Origin of the sequence: Pseudomonas sp. IT-P395, from assembly GCF_949767675.1 — a bacterium.
GTDB lineage: Bacteria > Pseudomonadota > Gammaproteobacteria > Pseudomonadales > Pseudomonadaceae > Aquipseudomonas.
In genome coordinates this window covers 206651-228606 of record NZ_CATKPW010000022.1, presented here as the reverse complement: position 1 = coordinate 228606, position 21956 = coordinate 206651, and the positions used below count along the sequence as shown (strand labels likewise).

The 21956-nt window shown below is 58.7% G+C and carries 22 protein-coding genes; 14 read left to right on the top strand and 8 right to left on the bottom strand.

Translation table 11 applies throughout. From position 1 onward, the window contains the following. The first annotated feature begins 157 nt into the window (after positions 1-157). The 3 genes from uvrD (at position 158) to ACM6IN_RS16275 (ending at position 4062) form a co-directional block, all read left to right on the top strand. Positions 158-2341, top strand: coding sequence for a DNA helicase II (gene uvrD, locus ACM6IN_RS16285; protein WP_007912069.1), 2184 nt, complete (start codon positions 158-160; stop codon positions 2339-2341). Positions 2342-2641: 300 nt separating this feature from the next. Further along, a complete protein-coding gene (locus ACM6IN_RS16280; protein ID WP_007912068.1) occupies positions 2642-3517 on the top strand; it encodes a Tim44 domain-containing protein in 876 nt (291 codons plus the stop codon). Positions 3518-3654: 137 nt separating this feature from the next. Further along, entirely contained in the window at positions 3655-4062 is a 408-nt protein-coding gene (locus tag ACM6IN_RS16275) for an SMI1/KNR4 family protein (protein ID WP_095113175.1), read from the top strand. Between the two features lie 21 nt (positions 4063-4083). On the opposite strand, the gene ACM6IN_RS16270 is transcribed toward ACM6IN_RS16275, so the two are convergent. Continuing rightward, the gene (locus ACM6IN_RS16270) at positions 4084-5847 is read right to left on the bottom strand and encodes a cation:proton antiporter (protein ID WP_414894528.1); all 1764 of its coding nucleotides are present in this window, start codon (positions 5845-5847) and stop codon (positions 4084-4086) included. Positions 5848-6126: 279 nt separating this feature from the next. On the opposite strand from ACM6IN_RS16270, the gene ACM6IN_RS16265 reads away from it, so the two are divergent. Then, positions 6127-6609: an acyl-CoA thioesterase gene (locus ACM6IN_RS16265; RefSeq protein WP_003229693.1), complete on the top strand. Its 483-nt coding sequence runs from the start codon at positions 6127-6129 to the stop codon at positions 6607-6609. A 101-nt stretch (positions 6610-6710) separates the two neighbouring features. Here the strand turns inward: ACM6IN_RS16265 and pdxY are convergent, their stop codons facing one another. Continuing rightward, positions 6711-7583, bottom strand: coding sequence for a pyridoxal kinase PdxY (gene pdxY, locus ACM6IN_RS16260; RefSeq protein WP_414916365.1), 873 nt, complete (start codon positions 7581-7583; stop codon positions 6711-6713). 117 nt (positions 7584-7700) lie between these two features. Here pdxY and ACM6IN_RS16255 point away from each other — a divergent pair, with 117 nt between their 5' ends. Next, positions 7701-8114 carry a DUF3301 domain-containing protein gene (locus ACM6IN_RS16255; protein ID WP_007912059.1) on the top strand — a complete coding sequence of 138 codons (414 nt, stop codon included), beginning with the start codon at positions 7701-7703 and terminating at the stop codon, positions 8112-8114. A 40-nt stretch (positions 8115-8154) separates the two neighbouring features. Here the strand turns inward: ACM6IN_RS16255 and ACM6IN_RS16250 are convergent, their stop codons facing one another. After that, a complete protein-coding gene (locus ACM6IN_RS16250) occupies positions 8155-9120 on the bottom strand; it encodes a CobW family GTP-binding protein (RefSeq protein WP_007912058.1) in 966 nt (321 codons plus the stop codon). A gap of 30 nt (positions 9121-9150) precedes the next feature. On the opposite strand from ACM6IN_RS16250, the gene ACM6IN_RS16245 reads away from it, so the two are divergent. Beyond that, positions 9151-9507 carry a hypothetical protein gene (locus tag ACM6IN_RS16245; protein WP_007912055.1) on the top strand — a complete coding sequence of 119 codons (357 nt, stop codon included), beginning with the start codon at positions 9151-9153 and terminating at the stop codon, positions 9505-9507. A gap of 4 nt (positions 9508-9511) precedes the next feature. On the opposite strand, the gene ACM6IN_RS16240 is transcribed toward ACM6IN_RS16245, so the two are convergent. Both ACM6IN_RS16240 and zigA read right to left on the bottom strand, forming a co-directional pair. Next, complete coding sequence (locus ACM6IN_RS16240; RefSeq protein ID WP_007912053.1) at positions 9512-10156, bottom strand: DUF1826 domain-containing protein; 645 nt, start codon at positions 10154-10156, stop codon at positions 9512-9514. Then, positions 10156-11361, bottom strand: coding sequence for a zinc metallochaperone GTPase ZigA (gene zigA / locus ACM6IN_RS16235; protein ID WP_414916364.1), 1206 nt, complete (start codon positions 11359-11361; stop codon positions 10156-10158). Before zigA ends, ACM6IN_RS16240 begins: the two co-directional genes overlap by 1 nt. Positions 11362-11582: 221 nt before the next feature. Between zigA and ACM6IN_RS16230 the strand changes: the two genes are divergently transcribed. Beyond that, positions 11583-11960, top strand: a complete 378-nt coding sequence (locus ACM6IN_RS16230) for a glutamine synthetase (protein WP_095113171.1) — start codon at positions 11583-11585, stop codon at positions 11958-11960. Here ACM6IN_RS16230 and ACM6IN_RS16225 read toward each other — a convergent pair. Beyond that, positions 11957-13159, bottom strand: a complete 1203-nt coding sequence (locus tag ACM6IN_RS16225; RefSeq protein WP_123376062.1) for an N-acetylmuramoyl-L-alanine amidase — start codon at positions 13157-13159, stop codon at positions 11957-11959. The two genes, ACM6IN_RS16230 and ACM6IN_RS16225, sit on opposite strands and share 4 nt — an antisense overlap. Before the next feature lie 84 nt (positions 13160-13243). On the opposite strand from ACM6IN_RS16225, the gene folE2 reads away from it, so the two are divergent. Genes folE2 through ACM6IN_RS16195 form a run of 6 tightly spaced genes read left to right on the top strand, consistent with a single transcriptional unit; the run spans position 13244 to position 18450 of the window. Then, positions 13244-14140, top strand: coding sequence for a GTP cyclohydrolase FolE2 (gene folE2, locus ACM6IN_RS16220; RefSeq protein ID WP_414916363.1), 897 nt, complete (start codon positions 13244-13246; stop codon positions 14138-14140). Continuing rightward, positions 14137-14805, top strand: coding sequence for a metal ABC transporter ATP-binding protein (locus ACM6IN_RS16215; protein WP_007912043.1), 669 nt, complete (start codon positions 14137-14139; stop codon positions 14803-14805). Before folE2 ends, ACM6IN_RS16215 begins: the two co-directional genes overlap by 4 nt. Then, complete coding sequence (locus ACM6IN_RS16210; protein ID WP_007949691.1) at positions 14805-15671, top strand: metal ABC transporter permease; 867 nt, start codon at positions 14805-14807, stop codon at positions 15669-15671. Before ACM6IN_RS16215 ends, ACM6IN_RS16210 begins: the two co-directional genes overlap by 1 nt. Positions 15672-15682: 11 nt before the next feature. Then, on the top strand, positions 15683-16558 hold the full coding sequence (locus ACM6IN_RS16205; RefSeq protein WP_414916362.1) for a metal ABC transporter substrate-binding protein: 876 nt from the start codon (positions 15683-15685) through the stop codon (positions 16556-16558). Beyond that, positions 16555-17115, top strand: a complete 561-nt coding sequence (locus ACM6IN_RS16200) for a carbonate dehydratase (protein WP_414916361.1) — start codon at positions 16555-16557, stop codon at positions 17113-17115. Before ACM6IN_RS16205 ends, ACM6IN_RS16200 begins: the two co-directional genes overlap by 4 nt. A gap of 3 nt (positions 17116-17118) precedes the next feature. Continuing rightward, positions 17119-18450: a dihydroorotase gene (locus tag ACM6IN_RS16195; RefSeq protein WP_414916360.1), complete on the top strand. Its 1332-nt coding sequence runs from the start codon at positions 17119-17121 to the stop codon at positions 18448-18450. A gap of 115 nt (positions 18451-18565) precedes the next feature. On the opposite strand, the gene ACM6IN_RS16190 is transcribed toward ACM6IN_RS16195, so the two are convergent. After that, positions 18566-19084 (bottom strand): DUF3617 domain-containing protein, encoded by a 519-nt coding sequence (locus ACM6IN_RS16190; protein ID WP_123376057.1) that lies wholly within the window; start codon positions 19082-19084, stop codon positions 18566-18568. Positions 19085-19215: 131 nt separating this feature from the next. Between ACM6IN_RS16190 and cls the strand changes: the two genes are divergently transcribed. Further along, positions 19216-20655 carry a cardiolipin synthase gene (gene cls / locus ACM6IN_RS16185; protein WP_007912032.1) on the top strand — a complete coding sequence of 480 codons (1440 nt, stop codon included), beginning with the start codon at positions 19216-19218 and terminating at the stop codon, positions 20653-20655. A 48-nt stretch (positions 20656-20703) separates the two neighbouring features. On the opposite strand, the gene cfaB is transcribed toward cls, so the two are convergent. Beyond that, positions 20704-21891, bottom strand: coding sequence for a C17 cyclopropane fatty acid synthase CfaB (gene cfaB, locus ACM6IN_RS16180; protein WP_123376056.1), 1188 nt, complete (start codon positions 21889-21891; stop codon positions 20704-20706). Positions 21892-21956 lie beyond the last annotated feature (65 nt).

Genomic DNA, 21956 nt, shown 5'->3' with positions numbered 1-21956 from the left:
ACCGAAACTGTTCCGCCCTTTGCCACCGGCCAAACCCTTGAAGCGCGGCGGGCCGATGCCTGCAGGCAGTGACCGACCGGTCGTCATCGACAGGACTTTCATCGGCTAATGCAAAGCTCGGTTTGCCCGGGCCTGCGGCGCACCCTAGAATGCCCCGATGCGCGATGATCTCTCCCTTCTGCTGAACTCCCTCAACGATGCCCAACGCCAGGCCGTAGCAGCCCCCGTTGGCCGTCAGTTGGTCCTGGCCGGTGCTGGCTCCGGTAAAACCCGAGTGCTGGTGCACCGTATCGCCTGGTTGATCCAGGTCGAAAACGCCTCGCCCCACTCCATCCTGTCGGTGACCTTCACCAACAAGGCCGCTGCCGAGATGCGTCACCGCATCGAGCAGTTGCTGGGCATCAACCCGGCCGGCATGTGGGTCGGCACCTTCCACGGCCTGGCGCACCGCTTGCTGCGGGCGCACTGGCAGGAAGCGGGCCTGAGCCAGACCTTCCAGATTCTCGACAGCGACGACCAGCAACGGCTGGTCAAGCGGGTGATCCGCGAGCTCGGTCTCGATGAGCAACGCTGGCCGGCACGTCAGGCGCAGTGGTTCATCAACGGCCAGAAAGACGAAGGCCTGCGCCCGCAACACATTCAGGCCAGCGGCGATTTGTACCTGGCGACCATGCGCGGCATTTACGAAGCCTACGAGGCGGCGTGCCAGCGTGCCGGCGTCATCGACTTCTCCGAACTGCTGCTGCGCGCCCTCGACCTCTGGCGCGATCATCCGGGCCTGCTGGCGCATTACCAAAAGCGCTTCCGACATATTCTGGTGGACGAGTTCCAGGACACCAACGCCGTGCAATACGCCTGGTTGCGCCTGCTCGGCAAGGGCGGCGACAGCCTGATGGTGGTGGGCGACGACGACCAGTCGATTTACGGCTGGCGTGGCGCGAAGATCGAAAACATTCATCAGTATTCTTCCGACTTCGCCGATTCGGTAACCATTCGTCTGGAGCAGAATTATCGCTCCACCGCCGGCATCCTCAAGGCTGCCAACGCCCTGATCGCCAATAACACCGGGCGCCTCGGCAAAGAACTGTGGACCGACGGCGGCGATGGCGAAGCGATCAATCTGTACGCTGCGTTCAACGAACACGACGAAGCACGCTACGTTGTCGAAACCATCGAAAGCGCGCTGAAAACCGGCTTGGCCCGTAGCGATATTGCGATTCTGTATCGCTCCAACGCCCAATCACGCGTTTTGGAAGAAGCTTTACTGCGTGAACGCATTCCGTATCGCATCTATGGCGGTCAGCGCTTCTTCGAGCGTGCGGAAATCAAGAACGCCATGGCGTACCTGCGTTTGCTCGAAGGTCGCGGCAACGATGCGGCGCTGGAACGGGTAATCAACGTTCCAGCCCGTGGCATCGGTGAAAAAACCGTCGAAGCGATCCGCGACCATGCACGGCACAGCGATGTGTCGATGTGGGAAGCCATGCGCCAATTGGTCGCCAACAAAGGCCTGACCGGTCGCGCTGCCGGTGCGCTGGGTGCGTTTATCGAGTTGATCGAGAACCTCGCCGCCAAGTGCATGGAAATGCCGTTGCACCTGATGACGCAAACCGTCATCGAACAGTCCGGCCTGATTGCCTACCACGAAGCGGAAAAAGGTGAGAAAGGCCAGGCCCGGGTAGAAAACCTTGAGGAACTGGTCAGCGCCGCACGCAACTTCGAAAACACCGAAGAAGACGAAGAGCTGACGCCGCTGGCGGCATTCCTCGGCCACGCTTCGCTGGAGGCGGGTGACACTCAGGCCGACGAGCACGAAGACAGTATTCAGTTGATGACGCTGCACAGCGCCAAGGGACTGGAATTCCCTTACGTGTTCCTCGTCGGTATGGAAGAAGGCCTGTTTCCGCACAAGATGAGCCTGGAAGAGCCGGGTCGTCTTGAAGAAGAACGGCGTCTGGCCTACGTCGGTATCACCCGGGCGATGCAGAATCTGGTGATGACCTATGCGGAAACCCGACGCCTGTACGGCAGTGAAACCTATAACAAGGTTTCGCGTTTCGTCCGCGAAGTGCCGAAAGGCCTGATTCAGGAAGTGCGTTTGTCGAACAGCGTCAGCCGTCCGTTCGGCGGCAACCAGTCGATGAGCGGCAGCAACCTGTTCAGTGGCAGCGAAATCCCGGAAACGGGGTTCAGCCTCGGTCAGGCAGTACGCCATTCGATCTTTGGTGACGGCGTGATCCTCAACTTCGAAGGTGCCGGCGCGCAGGCGCGGGTGCAGGTCAACTTCAGCGAAGGCAGCAAGTGGCTGATGCTCGGTTACGCCAAGCTGGAAGCGATCTGACGACCTGCACTGAACAAATGTGGGAGCGAGCCTGCTCGCGAAAGCGGTGTGTCATTGAGCACTCATATGTCTGACACGGCACCTTCGCGAGCAGGCTCGCTCCCACAGATAATACGGCGCACAGTGCATCAATCCCGCTGAACCTATCGCCTTTTCCTACAGACAAAAGTACATAGGCTGATTGCCTCGCGAAGCTGAACGCGACCTGTCAGGCAAAAGCCCGAAACACTCTCTCGCTAGCCAGTAACACTTCAGCTGTGCAACATGGCGCGCGTGTCTCCACAAACGGGAATTCCCTTTATGAAACGTTTTCTTAGCATCGCCATGGCGTTGTGCATCGGCCTGACGATGAGCCTCGACGCCAACGCCAAGCGCTTTGGTGGTGGCAAAAGCGCCGGCGCTGCGCCGACGCACCAGACCAGCCAGATGGCTCCTTCTTCTCCAGGTGTCGGCGGCGCTGCTGCGACCGCAGGTGCTGCCGGTGCCGCAGGCGCTGCCGCCAAGGCCGGCGGTGCTTCGAAATGGCTCGGCCCTCTGGCCGGTATCGCCGCCGGTGGCCTGCTGGCGTCCATGTTCATGGGCGGTGGCTTCCAGGGCATGCAGATCTTCGACATCCTGATCATGGCCGTGATCGCGTTCGTGATCTTCCGCTTCATCGCCGCGCGTCGCCGCAAGCAGCAGGAGCAATTCGCTCCGGCCGGCGCGCCGATGCAGCGTGAAGTGTTCGAGCAGAAACCTGCCGCCATGGGTTCGATCTTCGGTGGTTCGGCTGCACCTGTTGCCGCTCGTCCGGTGATCAACGCACCAGCCTGGTTTAACGAGCAGAACTTCCTTGAAGCTGCACGCAGCCACTTCCAGTCGCTGCAGCAGCACTGGGACGCCAACGAAATGGACAAGATCGCCGAGTTCGTGACCCCGCAAATGCTTGAGTTCCTCAAGCGTGAGCGTGCAGATCTGGGTGACGCGTTCCAGTCGACCTACATCGACAACCTTCAGGTGCAACTGGACGGCGTGGATGACCGTGCCGACAAGACCATCGCCACCCTGACCTTCAGCGGTGTGTCGAAGTCCTCGCGCTTCGACCAGGGCGAAGTGTTCAGCGAAAGCTGGAACATGGAACGTCCGCAGGGCGAGAACCAGCCTTGGCTGGTTGCCGGTATCCGCCAGAACGGCTGATCCCTCGCACGCTTCACTTGCTGTAATAAAAACCCCAGCCTCGGCTGGGGTTTTCTATTTCGCGGTTGCATCTATAGCGAGCTACTGTATAAACCGGCCCATATAAACCGCGCCATTCAAGCAAGAGGATCCCGGACGTGGAAGAAATCATCGAACAACTGCGTGAAGCCAACGAACCCGTGCCGGTTCCTTTGGAATTGCCTGACGAAGACCAACTGGTCGAAGTCGAAGAAGAACTGTTCATCAACATTCCGTTCGTCTTCAAAGAATTTTTGCTGACTGTCAGCGACGTGGTGTACGGCAGTCTGGAACCGGTGACCGTCACCGACCCGCAATCGCACACCTATCTGCCGGACGTCGCAGCCAATGCCTGGGACATCGGTGTACCGCGTGATCTGATCCCGATCTGCCAAGACGGCGACAACTACTACTGCGTCGAAGAAGACGGCACCGTGGTGCTGTGGTCCGGCGAAGAAGAGCTGATCACCGAAGAATCCTGGGAATCGGTGTGGCACTGGGCGCGGGACGTCTGGCTGGAAAGCTGATCGGCCAGCCGCCCCGGGTGGTCAATGCCCCGACGACTCCTTGTGGTTGTCGAGGGTTTCCAGCAGCGCCACCTGCATCCGCGTGTGCACGCGGATGAACCAGCGCCAGAGCAGCGCCGCTACCGCAGCGGCGACTACGGCGATCAGCACCAGTAACTTGTTGGTCGGCAGAATACTGGCCGACAAGGCTGCCAACAGCAGGAAAATCACCAGCAGCGAGAGAATCGGGATCACTTCGGAGATCACCCGACGCACTCGCTGCGTGTGCCGCCCGGCCATCTCCGGCTTCACGCCCATCTCAGCCAGCAGCATCGACAACGCCTTGAGCTTGCGATACGCCGCAATCAAAAACGGCAGCGAGACCAGCAACGCCCCGCCCCAGATCAACGCCTTCTGCCAGCTCGGATCGCTGATCCAGTCCTGTAGCCAGGCCGAGAGGCGTTCAGCGAAGAATGCACCGCTAAAGAAGATCGCAATCACCAACGCCAGATTGACCCCGACCTGGAGCAAAATCTTGCGGATAATCGACGCCAGCATCGCGCCCTCGCCTTGCGGCTGGATGCTGCGCAGCCATTCGCCGTACATGCCCAGCACACGGCCGAGAGGCTTGGGCACCGCCGCAGACAGCTTGATCGACAGCGGATCGGCTGCACGGATCAGATACGGTGTCAGCAGCGTAGTGATCACCGACACAGCCACGGCGACCGGATAGAGGAAGTTGCTGGTGACCTGCAAGGTCATACCCAGCGCGGCGATGATGAAGGAAAATTCGCCAATCTGTGACAGCCCCATCCCCACCCGCAGTGAGGTGCGTCCGTCGTTGCCGGCGATAAAGGCCCCGAGGCCGCAGGACAACATCTTGCCGAGCACAACGGCCACGGTGATCACCGCAATCGGCCACGCATATTCGAGAAGGATCATCGGGTCGAGCATCAGGCCGATGGCAACGAAGAAGATCGCGCTGAACAGATCGCGAACCGGCTCGATCAGCCGCTCGATCTTCAGCAATTGCCGCGACTCGGCCATGATCGCGCCGATCAGGAACGCACCGAGGACCATGCTGTATTCAAGCTTGACCACCAGCAGGCAAAAGCCGAAACACAGGCCCAGCACCGTAATCAGCAGCATCTCATTGCTTTCGAATTTGGCCACGTAAGCCAGCAAACGCGGCACCAGCAGAATGCCGATGACCAAAGCGACGATCATGAACAGCGACAGCTTGCCGACTGTGGAGAACACTTCTCCGGAGCTGACGGTGCCGCTCACTGCGATGCTCGACAGTAGCGCGATGATGCCGATGCCGAGGATGTCTTCGACGATCAGCACGCCGAAGATCAACTGCGCAAAGCGCTCGTTTTTCATCTTCAGATCGTTGAGCGCTTTGACGATGATGGTGGTCGAGGAGATCGCCAGAATCGCGCCGAGGAACAGCGAGTCCATGGTGTTCCAGTCGAACCAGCGGCCGATTTCGTAGCCGATCCAGATCATCAGGACGATTTCGAGGAACGCCGCAATAAACGCCGTGGCACCGACCTTGAACAACTTGCGCAGGCTGAACTCCAGCCCCAGGCAGAACATCAGGAAGATCACCCCGAGTTCGGCGAGGGTCTTGATGGTTTCTTCATCGTGGATCAGGCCGAACGGCGGCGTGTGCGGGCCGATGATGAAGCCGGCGACGATATAGCCGAGCACCACCGGTTGCTTGAAACGGTGGAACAACACGGTCACCACGCCTGCGACCAACATGATCACTGCCAGATCCTGAATAAAGCTGATGGCATGCATGGCGTGGGCTCCTTGAATGACGAGGCTCGCCAGCAGACGTCAGAAATGTCTGGGCGAGCGAAGTAAAAATCCGCTTTTCGTGTGGGAATTGCCTTTGTAAGGGGCTTTTGCAGGTTAACACCGCGACTTGCGGCTGGAAGGCGGTGCAATATATGGAAACAGATCGATTCCGGCGTGACGGCGGCGAGTCGCCCGGCGTCCCGATAACGGTGCTTTAGAAAAGCAACCAGGCACCCGCAGAGGTGCTTCCAGCAACCAGCCTTGATCCGTGAGAACGTTATGGAACCCGGAAACGCCCAGCTGTCGATGACGGTACTGATGACCCCCGACATGGCCAACTTCTCTGGCAATGTCCACGGCGGCACCCTGCTCAAATACCTCGACGAAGTGGCCTACGCCTGCGCGAGCCGCTATGCCGGCCGCTACGTGGTGACGCTGTCGGTGGATCAGGTGATTTTCCGCGAGCCGATCCATGTCGGCGAACTGGTGACCTTCCTCGCGTCGGTCAACTACACCGGCAACACGTCGATGGAAGTCGGCATCAAAGTGGTGACCGAAAACATCCGCGAACGCTCGGTGCGCCACACCAACAGCTGCTTCTTCACCATGGTCGCCGTGGATGACCAGCGTAAACCGGCCGCCGTGCCGCCGCTGCAACCGCAGAACAGTGAAGACAAGCGTCGTTATATGCAGGCGCAGCAGCGTCGGCAGATTCGTCAGGAGCTGGAAAAGCGCTATCAGGAGATCAAGGGCGACGCCTGAGATCAAAGACAAAAGATCGCAACCTTCGGCAGCTCCTACAGGGTTTTGCATTCCCATGTAGGAGCTGCCGCAGGCTGCGATCTTTTTGAACGATTACGCGATTACAGACTGATCGCCGTCGCCTCGAACTTCACCCGTGGATGCGCAATCCGATCCTGCGCCCGCACCAGTTGCAACTCATAACTGGCGCACGCCTGAGTCTCCAGCAGCACCTCATGCACCGCCGCCGCAGTGAATTCGAACGCCGCCACCAGGCTATCGCCCAACAGCACCCGCGCCAAAAACAAGCCCGACGTCAGATCACCCACGCCCACTGGCTGACGCGGAAACGCCAACAGCGGACGGCGCAGATGCCAGCAGCCTTCGGCTGTCACCAGCAACATTTCAAAGCCATCGGCTGGTTTGCCCGGATAATCCAGATGCTTGACCAGCACCGCTTTCGGCCCGCGCGCCAACAGTGCCCGCGCCATCGCCAGGCAATCGAACAGCGACTGCGGCTTGCGCCCGGAGAAGCTGTCGAGCTCCAACTGGTTCGGACACATGATGTCCGCCACGGCCGCCGCCTCTTCCAGCAGGAAATCGCTGACCTCGGTCGGCACGCTGCAACCCTTCTCCGGATGGCCCATCACCGGATCACATAGATAGAGCGCTTTCGGATTGACCGACTTGATGCGTTCGACACCGCTGAGAATCGCCCGGCCTTGCGCCGCGCTACCGAGGTACCCGGACAGCACCGCATCGCAATTACCCAGCTCGCCAATCGCAGCGATGCCTTCGACCAGCTCGGGAATCTGTTGCGGCGCCAGCACTTCGCCGGCCCACTGACCGTACTGAGTGTGGTTGGAAAACTGCACGGTGTTGAGCGGCCAGACATTGACCCCGACCCGCTGCATCGGAAAAACCGCGGCGCTGTTGCCGGCGTGGCCGAACACCACATGGGACTGAATGGCGAGCAGATGAGGCGTACGTTTCATTCGGGTCATTCCGTAAAACGATTGAAATTCAAGCCGCGCAGTATGCGACGAAACGCAGCCTGTACGACAGACCGGCGACGCAGTTAAGCTGACGCTATCTTTTGGAGTTCGATGTTGATGCTGACCCTGGAAAACATCTTCGTGCTGATACTGTTCGCCGCTGCCGGCGCCTGGCTGTGGCATAACCACGGCTTGCGCGAACGCGCGCTGGAGCGGGTCAAACAGCATTGCCTGAACGTGCGGGTCGAGTTGCTCGACGGCAACGTCGCTCTGAAGAAGATCGGTTTCATCAAGGACGCCAACGGTCGCCGACGACTGGCGCGGGTGTATAACTTTGAGTTCACCGTGACCGGCGAAAGCCGCCATAACGGCACCATCACCCAGTTTGGCGCGCACAGTGCGCAGATCGAACTAGCGCCCTACCCGGCGCCGTTTGACGACACACCGCCGGTGGTTGAAGTGCACAAGCCTCGAGCGGAAGTCATCGAGCTAAGCCAGTGGCGCCAGGAACACACCAAATGGAAGCCCTGAAGGCCAAGTAGGAGCTGCCGGAGGCTGCGATCTTTTGATCTTAATCCGCCCGGCACCCCGACAACCCTCTCTGCAGCACCTCAACATCCTGCGCATCACTGAAGATCAGCTCGATGCGCGAATCTTTCCGCCATTCACTGGCCAGCCAAACCAACTGCGCATTCTCTAGCGCGTTCGCCGAAATCCAGCCATCTGCACTGTGGATAACCAGTTTCGCTCTTTTCCAATGAAGCCCGTTTAGCCAATCGGCGATACGTGCCTTGTCGAACTTTTGTCCCGGATGCCAACGCCAACCGACACTCCAGCCACCCTCCTGGGCCTGACTCAAGCAGATCGGCAGCGTCGGATCGCTCCAGACAGCCGGCATTTGCCCTAACCCCTTGGGCACGATCAGATTGTCCAAACCATTGACCGCTTGCGCAGCCAGGCCCGGCAGTTCGCTCAGGGGCAGTTGCGCCCGTTGCGTCCATATCAGCCTGACTGACGGCAACTGGCTGGCTATTTTCTGCCGTTTATTTTCATCAAGGTTTTCCGCCTTGTTCAGCAGCAACAGCCCAGCGCTGGCCAACGCTTCCTGCTGCGCTACCGGCAATGCTTTCCCGGCCTGAAGCGATTGAGCGTCGAGAACAAGAACACACGGCTGCACCGCCAGGACACCCAACCACGGCGCCTCATTCAATTGCTTGAGCAACTGCGCCGGATGCCCCAGCCCGGAAGGTTCGATGAACAACCGGTCCGGCTTCGCCTTGCGCAACAAACGCCCGAGGCCAATCTGAAACGGCGCGCCATTGACACAGCACAAGCAGCCTCCGGCCACTTCGCCCAGTGCGATACCATCGGCATCACTTGTCAGCAGCGCGGCATCGAGGCCGATCTGGCCGAACTCATTGATCAGCACCGCCCAGCGCTCGCCGGCTGGCCGCTGCGCCATGAGCTGGCGAATCAGGCTGGTCTTGCCGGCGCCCAAAGGGCCAGCAATGACATGGGTCGGAATGTTCTGCAACATGGCCGGGAGCTTTCTTGGGAGATTCAAAAGATGCGTTGGATGGGATGGTCGTTGCTGTTGACGCTGCTGTCGAGCGAAGCGTGGGCTCAGGCCTGCGTAGTGCACAGTCAGGGCGAGCGGCTCGACGTCAAAGTCTGTCAGCAGAACCGCAATATTCCGGAAAAACTGTTCAACGACGGTTTCTGCCAGCCAGCGCTGGCCGGGCAGAAAGTCGAGGTGCAATACGTCGATCAATGCCCGAGCGGCGCGTTTGGCGTGTGCGGCAACGCGCAAGTCGCCAATATGCCTTATCGCCAGGACATCCACTATTACGGCGTCGCCACCGATGCCGCGTATTTGAAGCCGTACTGCGAAGGCCAGAGCCAGGGGTCGTGGCTCAAGCCTTGAGGCGTCAGCCGAGCCAGTCGAGGGTCAGTATCAGACGACGCTCGCCTGCGGCCGGTTGCGGCGAGCGGTGAATCAGACCGAAGCCTTCATTGCCGTGCCATTTCTCGCCTTTCAGTAAGGCGACTTCGCCGCTCTTGAGTTGCTGTATTTGCGCTTGGGGTTCGGCGTTGGCCTGCCCCAGTTGCTGGCGATCCATCGCGCCTTCCTTGAGCCATTGGCTGCCGACGCCGGCGTACGTGGTGATCAGCCGCACCGGCACATGATCGACGTGGAAGCGCGGGCACATGGCTTTATCCAGCACCCGCAGGCGCAAGCCGATTCGCCGCGCACCGAGCAAGCAGGCGAAGGCGCTGACTAACCATTTCAGGTCGGCGATGAAGCCCTCATACCCTTCCAGATCGCGGAATCCTGAAGCCAGCCCGGTGAGATCAGGCTCCGCGTCCTCGCTCGGCAACTCCAGGCACAACGACTCCGCCAGCGGTTCGTTGAGCGACAGGAGTAACTGGGCGAAATCGCTGATGTGCAACGGCAGTTGGCGTTGCCAGACGGCAAGATTGGTGTCGTCTTCGAGAATTCGCGTCAACGCCTTCGGTGTCGGGCCTTGATGCTGATGGCGCGTACGGTTCTGCAGCAGTTTAAGCGCGAGCATCAGGCGACCTCTTCGTGCCAAGGACCGAACGGATCTGGCAGCAATCGCCATCCCTCCACGCCAAGGGCCATTTCTTCATCGGTGAGCAGGCAGGCATCGAGTTCAGCAGAAAGCTGCAGGAAATCGATGTTCTGACCAATGAACACCAACTCCTGGCGACAGTCGCCAACGCTTGGCGTCCAGTTTTCCATGATGGCTGCGGTGCTTTCCTGATCTTGTGGCCACTGATCCTTCGGCACGAAGCGCCACCAGCGCCCGGCAAAACCGTGGCGCATCAATCCACCGGCCTGCGACCAGCTACCGGCGTCGGTGGGTTTGCTTGCGAGCCAGAAGAAGCCTTTGGAGCGCAGCAGTTTGCCGTTCAACCACGGACGGTCAATGAAGCTGAAGAAGCGTTGCGGGTGAAACGGGCGGCGTGCGCGGTAGGCAGTTGAAGCGATGCCGTACTCGTCTGTTTCCGGCACATGCTCGCCGCGCAACTCTTGCAGCCAACCCGGCGCTTGCGCGGCTCTCTCGAAGTCAAAACGATTGGTATTGAGGATCTTTTCCAGCGGCACCACGCCCATCACCATCGGGATGATTTCGGCCTGAGCGTTGAGGCGCTTGAGGATAGCCATCAGTTCCTCGCGCTGGCTTTGGCTGATCAGGTCGATCTTGCTGATCAACAGCACGTCGGCGAATTCGATTTGCTCAATCAACAGGTCGGTGATCGAGCGTTCGTCTTCTTCGCCGAGAATTTCGCCACGGGAGGCGAGACTCTCTGCCGCGTGGTAGTCCGGCAGGAAATTCAAGCCGTCGACTACAGTGACCATGGTGTCGAGACGCGCGATGTCGGAGAGACTCTGGCCGTGTTCATCGCGGAAGGTAAAGGTTTCGGCCACGGGCAGTGGTTCGGAGATTCCAGTGGATTCGATCAATAAATAATCGAAGCGGCCCTCACGGGCGAGTTTGCTGACTTCGTCTAGCAGGTCTTCGCGTAACGTACAGCAGATACAGCCGTTACTCATTTCGACAATTTTCTCTTCAGCGCGGTTAAGGCTGACATCGCGCTGAACTTCGCTGCCATCGATATTGATCTCGCTCATATCATTGACGATGACGGCTACACGCAACCCCTTGCGATTACGTAGTACGTAATTCAAAAGTGTACTTTTTCCGGCACCAAGAAATCCTGAAAGTACGGTAACGGGCAATTCGGCTGACATTGGATAATCCTCTTAAAATGGCAACCGATTAGCGCTTTGCTTGCGCTTGGCGTGTCTGTGCTTCATGCGAAGGATTTCGCTAAAAGCAAACGCTTGAAATCGGCCCGCTCAGGCTTGGTTGTTTTTTATGTTATAGTATAACAACATGAATAAACCAGCTCTCCTCTTGTCCTGAGCAATAAACCGCAGGAAGCTGAGCCGACACCACTCCGGGATTCGTAATGAAAACTGCGCTGAAATGCTCGTTGTTGAGCCTTGGATTGTTGATGATCGGCAATGCATCGGCGCAGGTGCCGGCGCTTGCGACCTGCACACGCAGCGCAAATCTGTTGGCATGCGTCGATGCCGACGGTAACGCCTATAGCGTCAACACCGTCGGCAACACGCTTTATCTGCGTGGGTTTGAAAAGGCTGGCCAGCGTTATTGGGCGCAAACCAATAGCCGTTTCGGCCAACTGACGTTCTTCACCGGCATCGCCTCTGACGGCGAAGCCTGGGTGGGCTACACCCGACGTGTCGGCTGGACGACGATCAATCGGTTCTCCAGCTCGGGCGGTAGCAGCGCGAAGTTCACTTGCAGCCGGATTACCGGCTGTTAAACCTGAGCCTCTTGCTGCGCCTGCTGCCAAGCCAGGTAACTGTCGACGGGGGGATTCTTTTCAAAGTAACGCTGCAATCCTTTAAACAAACCGTCTGCCACGGCTTGCTGATGCCGAGCGGTGACCAATCGCTGGCTGTCCCGCGCATTGGAAATAAAGCCGGTTTCCACCAGAATTGAAGGCACATCCGGCGATTTCAGCACTGCGAATCCGGCTTGTTCCACGCGTTTCTGGTGCAGCGTGGTAATGTCGGCCAGACTGCCCAGCACCGTGCTGCCGAGCTGCAAACTCGCGGCAATCGTCGCGTTCATCGACATGTCGAGAATTACCCCGGCGAGCATCGGATCCTTATCTTTCAAATTGAGCAGGCTTGTCGCACCGAGCAGGTCTGCGCCGTTCTCTCGCTGCGCCATGAAGCGAGCAGTCGCCGACGTTGCGCCACCCTCAGAAAGGCAATAAACAGATGCGCCAGAGGCAGTAAGACGCGGCGCCGCATCAGCATGTACCGAGATAAAAATGTCAGCCTTGTGCTGCCTGGCAATCTCCACACGCTTGCGCAACGGAACAAAAAAGTCGTCATTGCGTACCAGTTTTACGTCAAAGCCTTTCTCTTTTTTCAGGCGTTTAGCGAGTAACTGCGCAATGGAAAGCACTACATCTTTTTCCCGTTCGCCCTTGGCGCCGACCGCGCCGGGATCCTTGCCGCCGTGTCCAGGATCGACGACTACGATGATGTCGCGCTTCGGATGAGCGCCAATCTGCGGTGTTTCACGTGGAACCTTTGGGCTTGTTGGCATCGGTTTTGTGCTGACCAAATCCAATACCAAGCGATGACTTTGCCCATCCTGCGGCGCCAAAAGGAAACTGTTCAGCAGCACGGGATTGCTTAGATCGAGAACAATCCGCGTATCACCCAGACCAAAAGGCCCGGATCGAATCGACCGTATAACCGAGCCATCCAGCGCCAACCGACTGAAATCGCCGCTCAAGCTAGCCCCACTCACATCAATGATCAGCCGTTCAGGCGCATTGAGTGTGAAGGTCTTGTAGCGCACTGGCCCGCTCAAATCGAACACCAACCGCACTTTGTCCTCAGATCGCCAAAGTCGTGCCTGGCGAATTTGTGTAGCAGACACACTGAACGGATAAGCAAAAGCGGCGCTGGCCAAAATCAGATTAAGCACCTGACGTCTGTGCATATGAAAACCTGTTCATGAAAAAGACATCGTGATGAGTATTGTTATAATGTAACATCGAATTGAATCACCATGATGGTCCCGAACATGAATTCGCTTTCACTCCCGGATATCGCCGCGCAAGTTACTCGCCAAGCATTGCCACTTGAATGGGTGGGCATGCAGGGCATCGCATTACCTATCTTATTGGAAGGCCAACACCTGAATGCCAAGGCTGACGCTGGAGTGAGTCTTGATGATGGCGAGGCACGCGGCATTCATATGTCGCGACTGTATTTGGCTCTGGAAGCGCTCGAACAGGAGCGCCTGACACCCGCTCTTCTGCAGCAGGTGCTCAAGCGTTTTCTGAAGAGCCACGAAGGTTTATCCAGCCGTGCTTACTTGAATATTCACACCGATCTGCTGATGAAAAGGCCTGCGTTGATCAGTCCATTGGCTGGCTGGAAATCCTATCCAGCGAGTATTTCGGCAAGCCTGAAAGACAACATGTTCCACGTGGAACTCAAAATTGAATTGCCCTACTCTTCGACTTGCCCTTGCTCAGCGGCTTTGGCGCGGCAGTTGATCCAGCAACAATTTATCGACGACTTCGCCAACAAAGGCCTTCAGCACGCCGACGTTCTGGCCTGGCTAGGCTCGACCCACGGCATCGTCGCCACGCCTCACAGCCAACGCAGCACCGCGCAACTGCATCTACATCTCGACGAATTCATCGATGAGCTGCCGTTGAGCGTGATCATCAATGACGCCGAGGCGGCCCTTGGCACCGCCGTACAAACCGCCGTAAAACGCGCTGACGAACAAGCCTTCGCCCTCGCCAACGGGCAGAACCTGATGTTCTGCGAAGACGCGGCACGCCGTCTGAATCTGGCCCTGCGTCGGACTCCGGGCGTCAGTGCATTTCATTTGCGAGTGATCCACGCCGAAAGTCTGCACGCCCACGATGCCGTCGCCGAAAGCCACTGGCAGCGTGAACAAGCATGATCCGCTGCCAATCCCTGAGTTGGGGGGCACCCGGCCAACCACTGACTGCGCCCCTGAGCCTCGAGCTCGACAGCGGCAGCCTGACGGCGATCATCGGCGCCAACGGCTGTGGCAAAAGCAGCCTGCTGAAGGTGATCGCCGGGCTGCAAAAACCATTGGCAGGCAATGTCGGCCTGAGTGTTCCACGTCAAAGCGGATTGTCCTTCCTGCCCCAGCAACAGCATCTGGATCGCCAATTCCCCATCAGCCTCGAAGAACTGGTCGCCGCTGGTTTCTGGGGGCGAAGACTATCGACACAACTACGAAACCAGCGCCTGAAAGATGCACTGGCAAACTGGCACCTCAGCGGACTCGAACAGCGTCCACTCATGGCCCTGTCCGGCGGTGAACTGCAACGCGCCCTGCTCGCTCGTCTGAGTCTGACTGACGCTGCGGTGCTGCTGCTCGATGAACCCCACGCCGCACTCGATGAACTCGGCCAACAATTGCTCTGGCAGCACATCCATACCTGGCATGGCGAAGGTCGAACACTGGTCGTCGTGTGCCACGACCTCGTCGCCGTGCGCCAACACATACCGCAAACCTTGCTGATCAAAAACCGCCAGTGCGTGTTCGGCGCGAGCGTCGAGCTGATCCAGCAAACACCTCGCACGCAGGTGGCCTGATGCTCGCCGTCGCCCACTTCTGGCAGCCGTTCAACGAGTTCGTGTTCATGCGCCGGGCCCTGCTCGGCGGCCTGGTACTCGCTTGCAGTACCGCACCGCTCGGCGTGTTCTTGATCCTGCGACGGATGAGCCTGATCGGTGATGCAGTGGCCCATGGCATCCTTCCCGGCGCTGCATTGGGTTTCTGGTTCGCCGGACTCAGCCTGCCGGCATTGACGCTCGGCGGTCTCGGGGCCGGACTGAGTATGGCCGGCCTCGCCGCCTGGATCACCCGTCGCACAGGTCTGCGTGAAGACGCCAGCCTCGCCGCGATTTATCCCATTTCCCTTGCCAGCGGCGTGCTGATTCTCGGCATCGCCGGCAAACGCCTCGACCTGCTTCACTTGTTGTTTGGCTCGGCATTGGCCGTCGACGGCCCGACCCTCACCGGCATGTTGTGGGTCTCGGGATTCAGCCTGATCGCCATGGCGCTGATCTACAAACCACTGTTGCTCGACACCCTCGACCCGTTGTTCTTGAGAACCGTGAGCCGCCTCGGCCCACTCGCCCACGGCGTCTTTCTGACGCTGGTCGTACTCAATCTGGTGATCGGCTTTCAGGCCATCGGCGCCCTGATGGTCGTCGGGCTGATGATGCTCCCCGCCGCCGCCTCACGATTCTGGAGCCGTCGTCTGCCGATCCTGATTGCCATCGCAGCCGTCATTGGATGTCTCTCAGTGTGGTTCGGCTTGCTGTTGTCGTTCTACTACTCGCTACCCAGCGGCCCGGCCATCGTGCTGGTCGCCGGCCTCGGCTATCTGCTGTCCGTGGTGTTCGGGCCGGTTCACGGTCTGTTGCGCCGCCCGCCTTTGCTCACATCCCAATGAGGTGCTTCCCGATGCGCGCTCTACTCGTGTTGCTCAGCCTGATGCTGTCGATGTCATTGTCGGCGGCGGAAAAATTACCGGTGGTCACCAGCTTCAGCATCCTCGCCGACATGGTCCATCAGGTCGGCGGCGAGCATGTGCAGATCACCAACATGGTCGGCCCCGATGCTGACGCACACACCTACGAGCCGACACCGGACGATGCCAAGGCATTGCTCAGCGCCAGACTGATCATCAAGAACGGTCTCGGTTTCGAGCCTTGGCTGGACCGACTGGTGACCAGCACCGAGACCAAAGCCACAGTGGTCAGTGCCAGTCATGGCGTGATTCCGCGATCACTGGATGAGGACGGCGAAACCGTTCCCGACCCGCACGCCTGGCACAATCTGGCGAACGCCGAGTTGTATGTCGCCAATATCACCAAGGCACTGATCGCTGCGGATCCCGCGAATAAAGCGGACTACGAACGCAACAGCAAAACCTACCTGAAGCAGATCTACGCCCTGCTCGCCGAGGCCAAAGCCAAACTCGGTGCACTACCTCCGGGCAACCGCAAAATCGTCACCAGCCACGATGCTTTCGGTTATCTCGGCCAAGCGTACGGCATCGACTTCATGGCGCCGCAAGGCTTGTCCACTGAACGCGAACCCTCGGCTGCCGAAGTCGCTGCACTGATTACGCAGATTCGCCAAGCTCACGTCAAAGCAGTGTTCATGGAAAACATCAAAGACGCGCGCCTGCTCAAACAGATTGCTGACGAAAGTGGCGCGCACATTGGCGGCACTTTGTACTCCGACGCCCTCGCCGCCAATGGCCCCGCCAGCACCTTCACCGGTCTGTTCGAATACAACCTCAACGCCCTTTACAACGCGCTGAGCCAACCATGATCCGCAAGAACCCATCAGGTGATTTACCGCAAATTGCCGAGTCAGCCTACGTCGACAAGACCGCAATCATTTGCGGCAAAGTGGTGATCGGCGAGAACGTGTTCGTCGGCCCCTACGCAGTGATCCGCGCCGACGAAGTGGACGCCTCGGGCGAGATGGAACCGATCACCATCGGCGCCAATTCGAACATCCAGGACGGCGTGGTCATCCACTCCAAATCCGGTGCTGCAGTGACTATTGGCGAATTCAGCTCCATCGCCCACCGCTCGATCGTGCATGGCCCCTGCGTCGTCGGCGACCGCGTGTTCATCGGTTTCAACAGCGTGCTGTTCAACTGCGTTGTCGGCAATGGTTGTGTCGTGCGGCACAACTCGGTGGTCGATGGTCGGGATTTGCCGGCCGCATTCTACGTGCCCTCCACCACCCGCATCGGACCGAACACCGACCTCTCATTGTTCCCACCGGTGAGCGTCAGCGCTTCGGAGTTTTCCGAAGACGTGGCACGTACCAATGTCGATCTGGTGCGCGGCTACAAAGCCTTGCAGAACGAGTTCTGAATCATGAGCAGCGTGCTGATTCGCAACGCAAGACTGGTCAATGAAGGGCGCGAGTTCGACGGCGATCTGTTGGTCAGCAACGGACGCATCGTCAAGATTGCGCGAAGCATTGAAGGCGAAAACGCCACGCTAGAAATCGACGCGAACGGCCAATGGTTGCTGCCGGGGATGATCGATGACCAAGTGCATTTCCGTGAACCGGGCGCGCCGGCCAAGGGCAGCATCCACACCGAGTCACGCGCAGCGGTGGCCGGTGGCATCACCAGCTTCATGGACATGCCCAACACAAATCCGGCCACCCTCACCCTCGAAGCCTTGGCGGATAAAAAGCGCCGGGCGGCGATCAACTCGGTGGCTAACTACGGCTTTCACTTTGGCGTGAGCCGGGACAATCTAGATACGGTTGCCGCGCTCAATCCGTGTGAAGTGGCCGGCGTGAAAGTGTTCATGGGCGCCTCGACCGGCAACATGCTGGTGGATGATCCGCAAATCCTTGAGCGACTGTTCGCCGAGGTGCCGACCATTCTGTTGGCGCACTGTGAACACACGCCGAGCATCGACGCGAATGCGGCCAATCTGCGTGAGCTGTTCGGCGAACGAATCCCGCCCGCTGCTCACCCGCTCATCCGCAATGCCGAGGCGTGTTATCGCTCCTCTTCACTGGCGGTCGAGTTAGCCAAACGTCACGGCACGCGGCTCCATGTCTTGCACCTGACAACGGCGCGTGAACTGACGTTGTTCGAGGACAAAGCGCTGGCGCAAAAACGCATCAGCGCTGAAGTCTGTCTGCATCATTTGCTATTTGATGATCGCGACTATGCTGCCCTCGGCAACCTGATCAAATGCAATCCGGCGATCAAGACCCAAGCGGATCGCGATGCGTTGCGCGCGGCCCTGAGCAGCAATCTGCTGGACGTGATTGGCAGTGACCATGCACCGCATACCTGGGAAGAAAAGCAGCGAGCTTATGCGCAGGCACCTTCTGGATTACCGCTGGTACAGCACGCGTTGCCGGCACTGATGGAGTTGGTTGCGGACGATGTACTGCCAATCACCACGTTGGTAGCAAAGACCAGCCACAGAGTCGCGGATCTGTTTGCGATTCCCGATCGTGGGTATTTACGTGAAGGCTACTGGGCGGATCTGATATTGGTTGAGCCGCACACCTTGGAGGTGAATCGGCAACCCATTCTGTCGCAGTGTGGATGGACGCCGTTTGCCGGACGCAGCTTTCGGCATCGGGTGAGTACGACGATTGTCTCGGGGCAGATTGCCTGGCGGGAGGGTCGGGTGAATGAGGGATGTCGCGGGTCGGCGCTACGATTTATGCGCTGATTGAAAAAACTCAGTAGGAGCTGACGAGTGAAACGAGGCTGCGATCTTTTGATCTTGTTTTTTACAATCAAGATCAAAAGATCGCAGCGTGCCGCAGCTCCTGCAGGAGATACATTTAGGCGCGGGGTTTAACAGCGCCGCAATCCTGACCCAACCAAACCGCGCGAGTTTCCAGACTGCCCTTCTGGTTGATCCCGATCGCATTGAACGTGCCGTTGGCCACGGTGTTGAACTCACGATCACTGAGGAACGTCGCCACCCCGGTGCCTTGCGCTTTCGGGCAGCTGAAACGGAATTTCCACTGATTGCCAGTGCGCTCGGTGATCTGTTGTTTGCAGCCCGATTGCGGGTCAGCCAACGGAATATCGTTGGTCGCCACTTGCTCCGGCGTCAGACAGGCGCGAATACCCTTGCCGCCGATATTGATGCCGTTTTTTTCCAGTGCCGCACGCTGCTGCGGGGTCATCTGCCCTTGCAGTTGGCCGAGGATCGATTGCACATCCATCGGCTGGTCATCGACCTTGACGTTGCTCGATGTCATTTCCCACAGCCCCGGCTGCAGCATCTGCGCCTGCGCAACCACCGGCAATGCCAAACCCAGGCCCAGCGCCAAACCCAGCAGACGAACGTTCATCGAAAAACTCCTGATCAGTAGTGGCCGTTAGACGTCAGCCGATTGCTTCGGTTCATGCACCAATTAAATAGCGACATTCGCCACAGAACATGGTCTGTTAAGCATTGAATCTTCCGGAGCAAGGCTGCCCCATGGATTATTTTGGACCGCACATTTTCGGTTATCTGATCGCCCTGATACACACTCTCGGCTTGATCGCCGCCGTTCACGCGGTGCTCACCGTGCGCACGGCTCAAGGCTCGATCGCCTGGGCATTGTCGCTGATCTTCATTCCCTATCTCACGCTTATTCCGTACCTGGTGTTTGGCCGCAGTACCTTTGATGGCTACATCAACGCGCGACGTCAGGCCAACGAACAGATGCGTCAGGCCATCTCCGAACTGAACTGGCGCCCGTGGGTGGAAGAAGCGCTGACCGCGCGCGCCTCGAATGCCTACGCCTCGTTACGCGCAATGCCAAAATTGGGGCGCATGCCGTGTCTGGCGAACAACGAAGTGCAATTGTTGATCAACGGTGCAGCCACCTTTGAGGCGATCTTCCAGGCTATTGATCAGGCGAAGGAAGCGGTGCTGATCCAGTTTTTCATCATCCACGATGATCGCCTCGGTCAGCGCCTGCGTGATCTGCTGCTGAAGAAAGCCGCCGAAGGCGTGGCGATTCATCTGCTCTACGACCGTATTGGTAGCCATGCCCTGCCCCACAGTTATGTGCAGGCGTTACGTGATGGCGGCGTTGAGGTCAAAGCCTTCGCCACGCGCAGCGGCTGGCTCAATCGCTTTCAGGTCAACTTTCGTAACCATCGCAAGATCGTCGTGGTCGACGGCGTGGTGGGATTTGTTGGCGGGCATAACGTCGGCGATGAATACATGGGCGAAAAACCACCGCTGGCGCCGTGGCGCGATACCCATGTAAAAGTACGCGGCCCGGTGGTCGCGTGCATGCAGGAATCCTTTGCCGAGGACTGGTTCTGGGCCGCGCGAACATTGCCTCCGCTGATACTGCCGGACGAATATCCGGACGACGGCGTGCTCTGCCAACTGCTCGCCAGCGGCCCGGCCGATGCTTACGAAACCTGCTCGCTGTTCTTTGTCGAAGCCATCCATGCGGCCACCGAACGCGTGTGGATCACCAGCCCTTACTTCATTCCCGACGAGGCTGTATTTGCCGCATTAAGGTTGGCGGTCTTACGGGGTGTCGATGTGCGACTACTGCTGCCATCGCGTCCCGATCATCGCATCGTTTACGCCGCTTCCAGTCTCTACGCGTTTGAAGCTGTGCGTGCCGGCGTGCGAGTGTTCCGCTATGAGCCCGGTTTCCTGCATCAGAAAGTGGTGTTGATCGACAGTGAGATCAGCGCCATCGGCAGCGCCAATCTGGACAACCGTTCGTTCCGATTGAATTTCGAAGTGATGCTGCTGACCGTCGACAGCGACTTCGCCGCCAGCGTGGAAAACATGCTTATCGCCGATTTCGAGCAAGCCTACGAAATTGCCAAAGAAGAAAGCCGGGAAATCCACCGACTGCAACAAGTCGGCATGCGGATCGCCCGGCTGATTTCACCGATTCTCTAAAAACCCTCACCCTGACCCTCTCCCAAAGGGAGAGGGGAATATTCAGTGTTAAGGGTTATAGATATCGTCGCGCGTCCATGGCAGTTCATGACTGCCATCCGGATGCGCTTTCACCGCAAGGATCTGGTGCAGATTGATCCAGCCGCGCGCAAACGCATAAGCGCAGCCGGCCAGGTACAGACGCCAGATGCGCAACGCCTGATCCGGCACCAGTTTGCCTGCCGTTTCAAGGTTATCCTCCAGCCGCTCGCTCCAGTGATCCAGCGTGCGCGCGTAATGCAGGCGCAGGCTTTCGACGTCGACAATCTCCAGCCCCGCTTCGCTGATCTCGGCCGAGATCATCGCCAGGTGCGGCAACTCACCGTTGGGGAATACGTATTTCTCGATGAATTCCCCGGCACCGCGTCCCACCGGACGACCATCGGTGTGTTTGGCGGTGATGCCATGGTTCATTACCAGACCGCCCTCCTTCACCGCGCCGAACAGGGTTTTGCAGTACTCGGCGAGATTGGCGTGGCCAACGTGCTCGAACATCCCGACGCTGACTACCTTGTCGAAACGCCCGTCCTGAGGCAGATCGCGGTAGTCGAGCAACTGCAGTTCGATCTGGTCTTCCAGGCCTTCGGCCTTGACCCGTTCGCGTGCCAGTTCCAGCTGTTCCTTGCTCAGGGTAATACCGAAGACTTTCGCACCGAATTCGCGCGCGGCAAAGCGTGCCAGACCACCCCAACCGCAGCCGACATCCAGCAGGTACTCGCCTGGCTGCAAGCGCAGCTTGCGGCATAAGTGTCGAAATTTGGCTTGTTGCGCCTGTTCCAGAGTTTCGCTGCCCGTTTCGAAATAAGCGCAGGAATACGCCATGTCGCTATCCAGCCAGAGCTGGTAGAACGCATTGGACAGGTCGTAGTGATAGGAAATGGCTTTGGCGTCAGTTTCCTTGTCGTGCACCGAACGCACCGGCTGACTGTCATCATCTTCGCCGAGCAAAGCGTTGCTCAATTCGTCGCAGACCCGGATGACCTCGCTGATCGAGCCCTCCAGCTCAAGTTTGCCTTCAACGAATGCCGCTCCGAGCGCATCCAGGCTTGGATGGGTGAACTGGGTGACCATCTGCGGGTCCTTGACCACGATGGTGACGCTGGGCGCCGGCCCCAGATTGAACTCATGGCCATCCCAGAGTCGCAGGCGAAGCGGAAGCTGCAGATTCTGTAAGGCCGGTGGAAGTTGCGCGAGCATGGAAAATCCCCCTTGTTTCAGACGTCAGATCTGAGGGTAGACCATCCCGGAAAAATAGCAGGCTA

Excerpts from the sequence above, each read along its gene's own strand:
- ACM6IN_RS16245 (WP_007912055.1), top strand. The coding sequence starts at position 9,151 with ATGCGTTGGATGGGATGGTCGTTGCTGTTGACGCTGCTGTCGAGCGAA.
- folE2 (WP_414916363.1), top strand. The coding sequence starts at position 13,244 with ATGAATTCGCTTTCACTCCCGGATATCGCCGCGCAAGTTACTCGCCAA.
- pdxY (WP_414916365.1), bottom strand. The coding sequence starts at position 7,583 with ATGAAACGTACGCCTCATCTGCTCGCCATTCAGTCCCATGTGGTGTTC.
- ACM6IN_RS16195 (WP_414916360.1), top strand. The coding sequence starts at position 17,119 with ATGAGCAGCGTGCTGATTCGCAACGCAAGACTGGTCAATGAAGGGCGC.
- ACM6IN_RS16240 (WP_007912053.1), bottom strand. The coding sequence starts at position 10,156 with ATGCTCGCGCTTAAACTGCTGCAGAACCGTACGCGCCATCAGCATCAA.
- cfaB (WP_123376056.1), bottom strand. The coding sequence starts at position 21,891 with ATGCTCGCGCAACTTCCACCGGCCTTACAGAATCTGCAGCTTCCGCTT.
- cls (WP_007912032.1), top strand. The coding sequence starts at position 19,216 with ATGGATTATTTTGGACCGCACATTTTCGGTTATCTGATCGCCCTGATA.
- ACM6IN_RS16210 (WP_007949691.1), top strand. The coding sequence starts at position 14,805 with ATGCTCGCCGTCGCCCACTTCTGGCAGCCGTTCAACGAGTTCGTGTTC.
- ACM6IN_RS16250 (WP_007912058.1), bottom strand. The coding sequence starts at position 9,120 with ATGTTGCAGAACATTCCGACCCATGTCATTGCTGGCCCTTTGGGCGCC.
- ACM6IN_RS16190 (WP_123376057.1), bottom strand. The coding sequence starts at position 19,084 with ATGAACGTTCGTCTGCTGGGTTTGGCGCTGGGCCTGGGTTTGGCATTG.
- ACM6IN_RS16215 (WP_007912043.1), top strand. The coding sequence starts at position 14,137 with ATGATCCGCTGCCAATCCCTGAGTTGGGGGGCACCCGGCCAACCACTG.
- ACM6IN_RS16230 (WP_095113171.1), top strand. The coding sequence starts at position 11,583 with ATGAAAACTGCGCTGAAATGCTCGTTGTTGAGCCTTGGATTGTTGATG.
- ACM6IN_RS16265 (WP_003229693.1), top strand. The coding sequence starts at position 6,127 with ATGGAACCCGGAAACGCCCAGCTGTCGATGACGGTACTGATGACCCCC.
- uvrD (WP_007912069.1), top strand. The coding sequence starts at position 158 with ATGCGCGATGATCTCTCCCTTCTGCTGAACTCCCTCAACGATGCCCAA.
- ACM6IN_RS16255 (WP_007912059.1), top strand. The coding sequence starts at position 7,701 with ATGCTGACCCTGGAAAACATCTTCGTGCTGATACTGTTCGCCGCTGCC.
- ACM6IN_RS16270 (WP_414894528.1), bottom strand. The coding sequence starts at position 5,847 with ATGCATGCCATCAGCTTTATTCAGGATCTGGCAGTGATCATGTTGGTC.
- ACM6IN_RS16200 (WP_414916361.1), top strand. The coding sequence starts at position 16,555 with ATGATCCGCAAGAACCCATCAGGTGATTTACCGCAAATTGCCGAGTCA.
- ACM6IN_RS16225 (WP_123376062.1), bottom strand. The coding sequence starts at position 13,159 with ATGCACAGACGTCAGGTGCTTAATCTGATTTTGGCCAGCGCCGCTTTT.
- zigA (WP_414916364.1), bottom strand. The coding sequence starts at position 11,361 with ATGTCAGCCGAATTGCCCGTTACCGTACTTTCAGGATTTCTTGGTGCC.
- ACM6IN_RS16280 (WP_007912068.1), top strand. The coding sequence starts at position 2,642 with ATGAAACGTTTTCTTAGCATCGCCATGGCGTTGTGCATCGGCCTGACG.
- ACM6IN_RS16205 (WP_414916362.1), top strand. The coding sequence starts at position 15,683 with ATGCGCGCTCTACTCGTGTTGCTCAGCCTGATGCTGTCGATGTCATTG.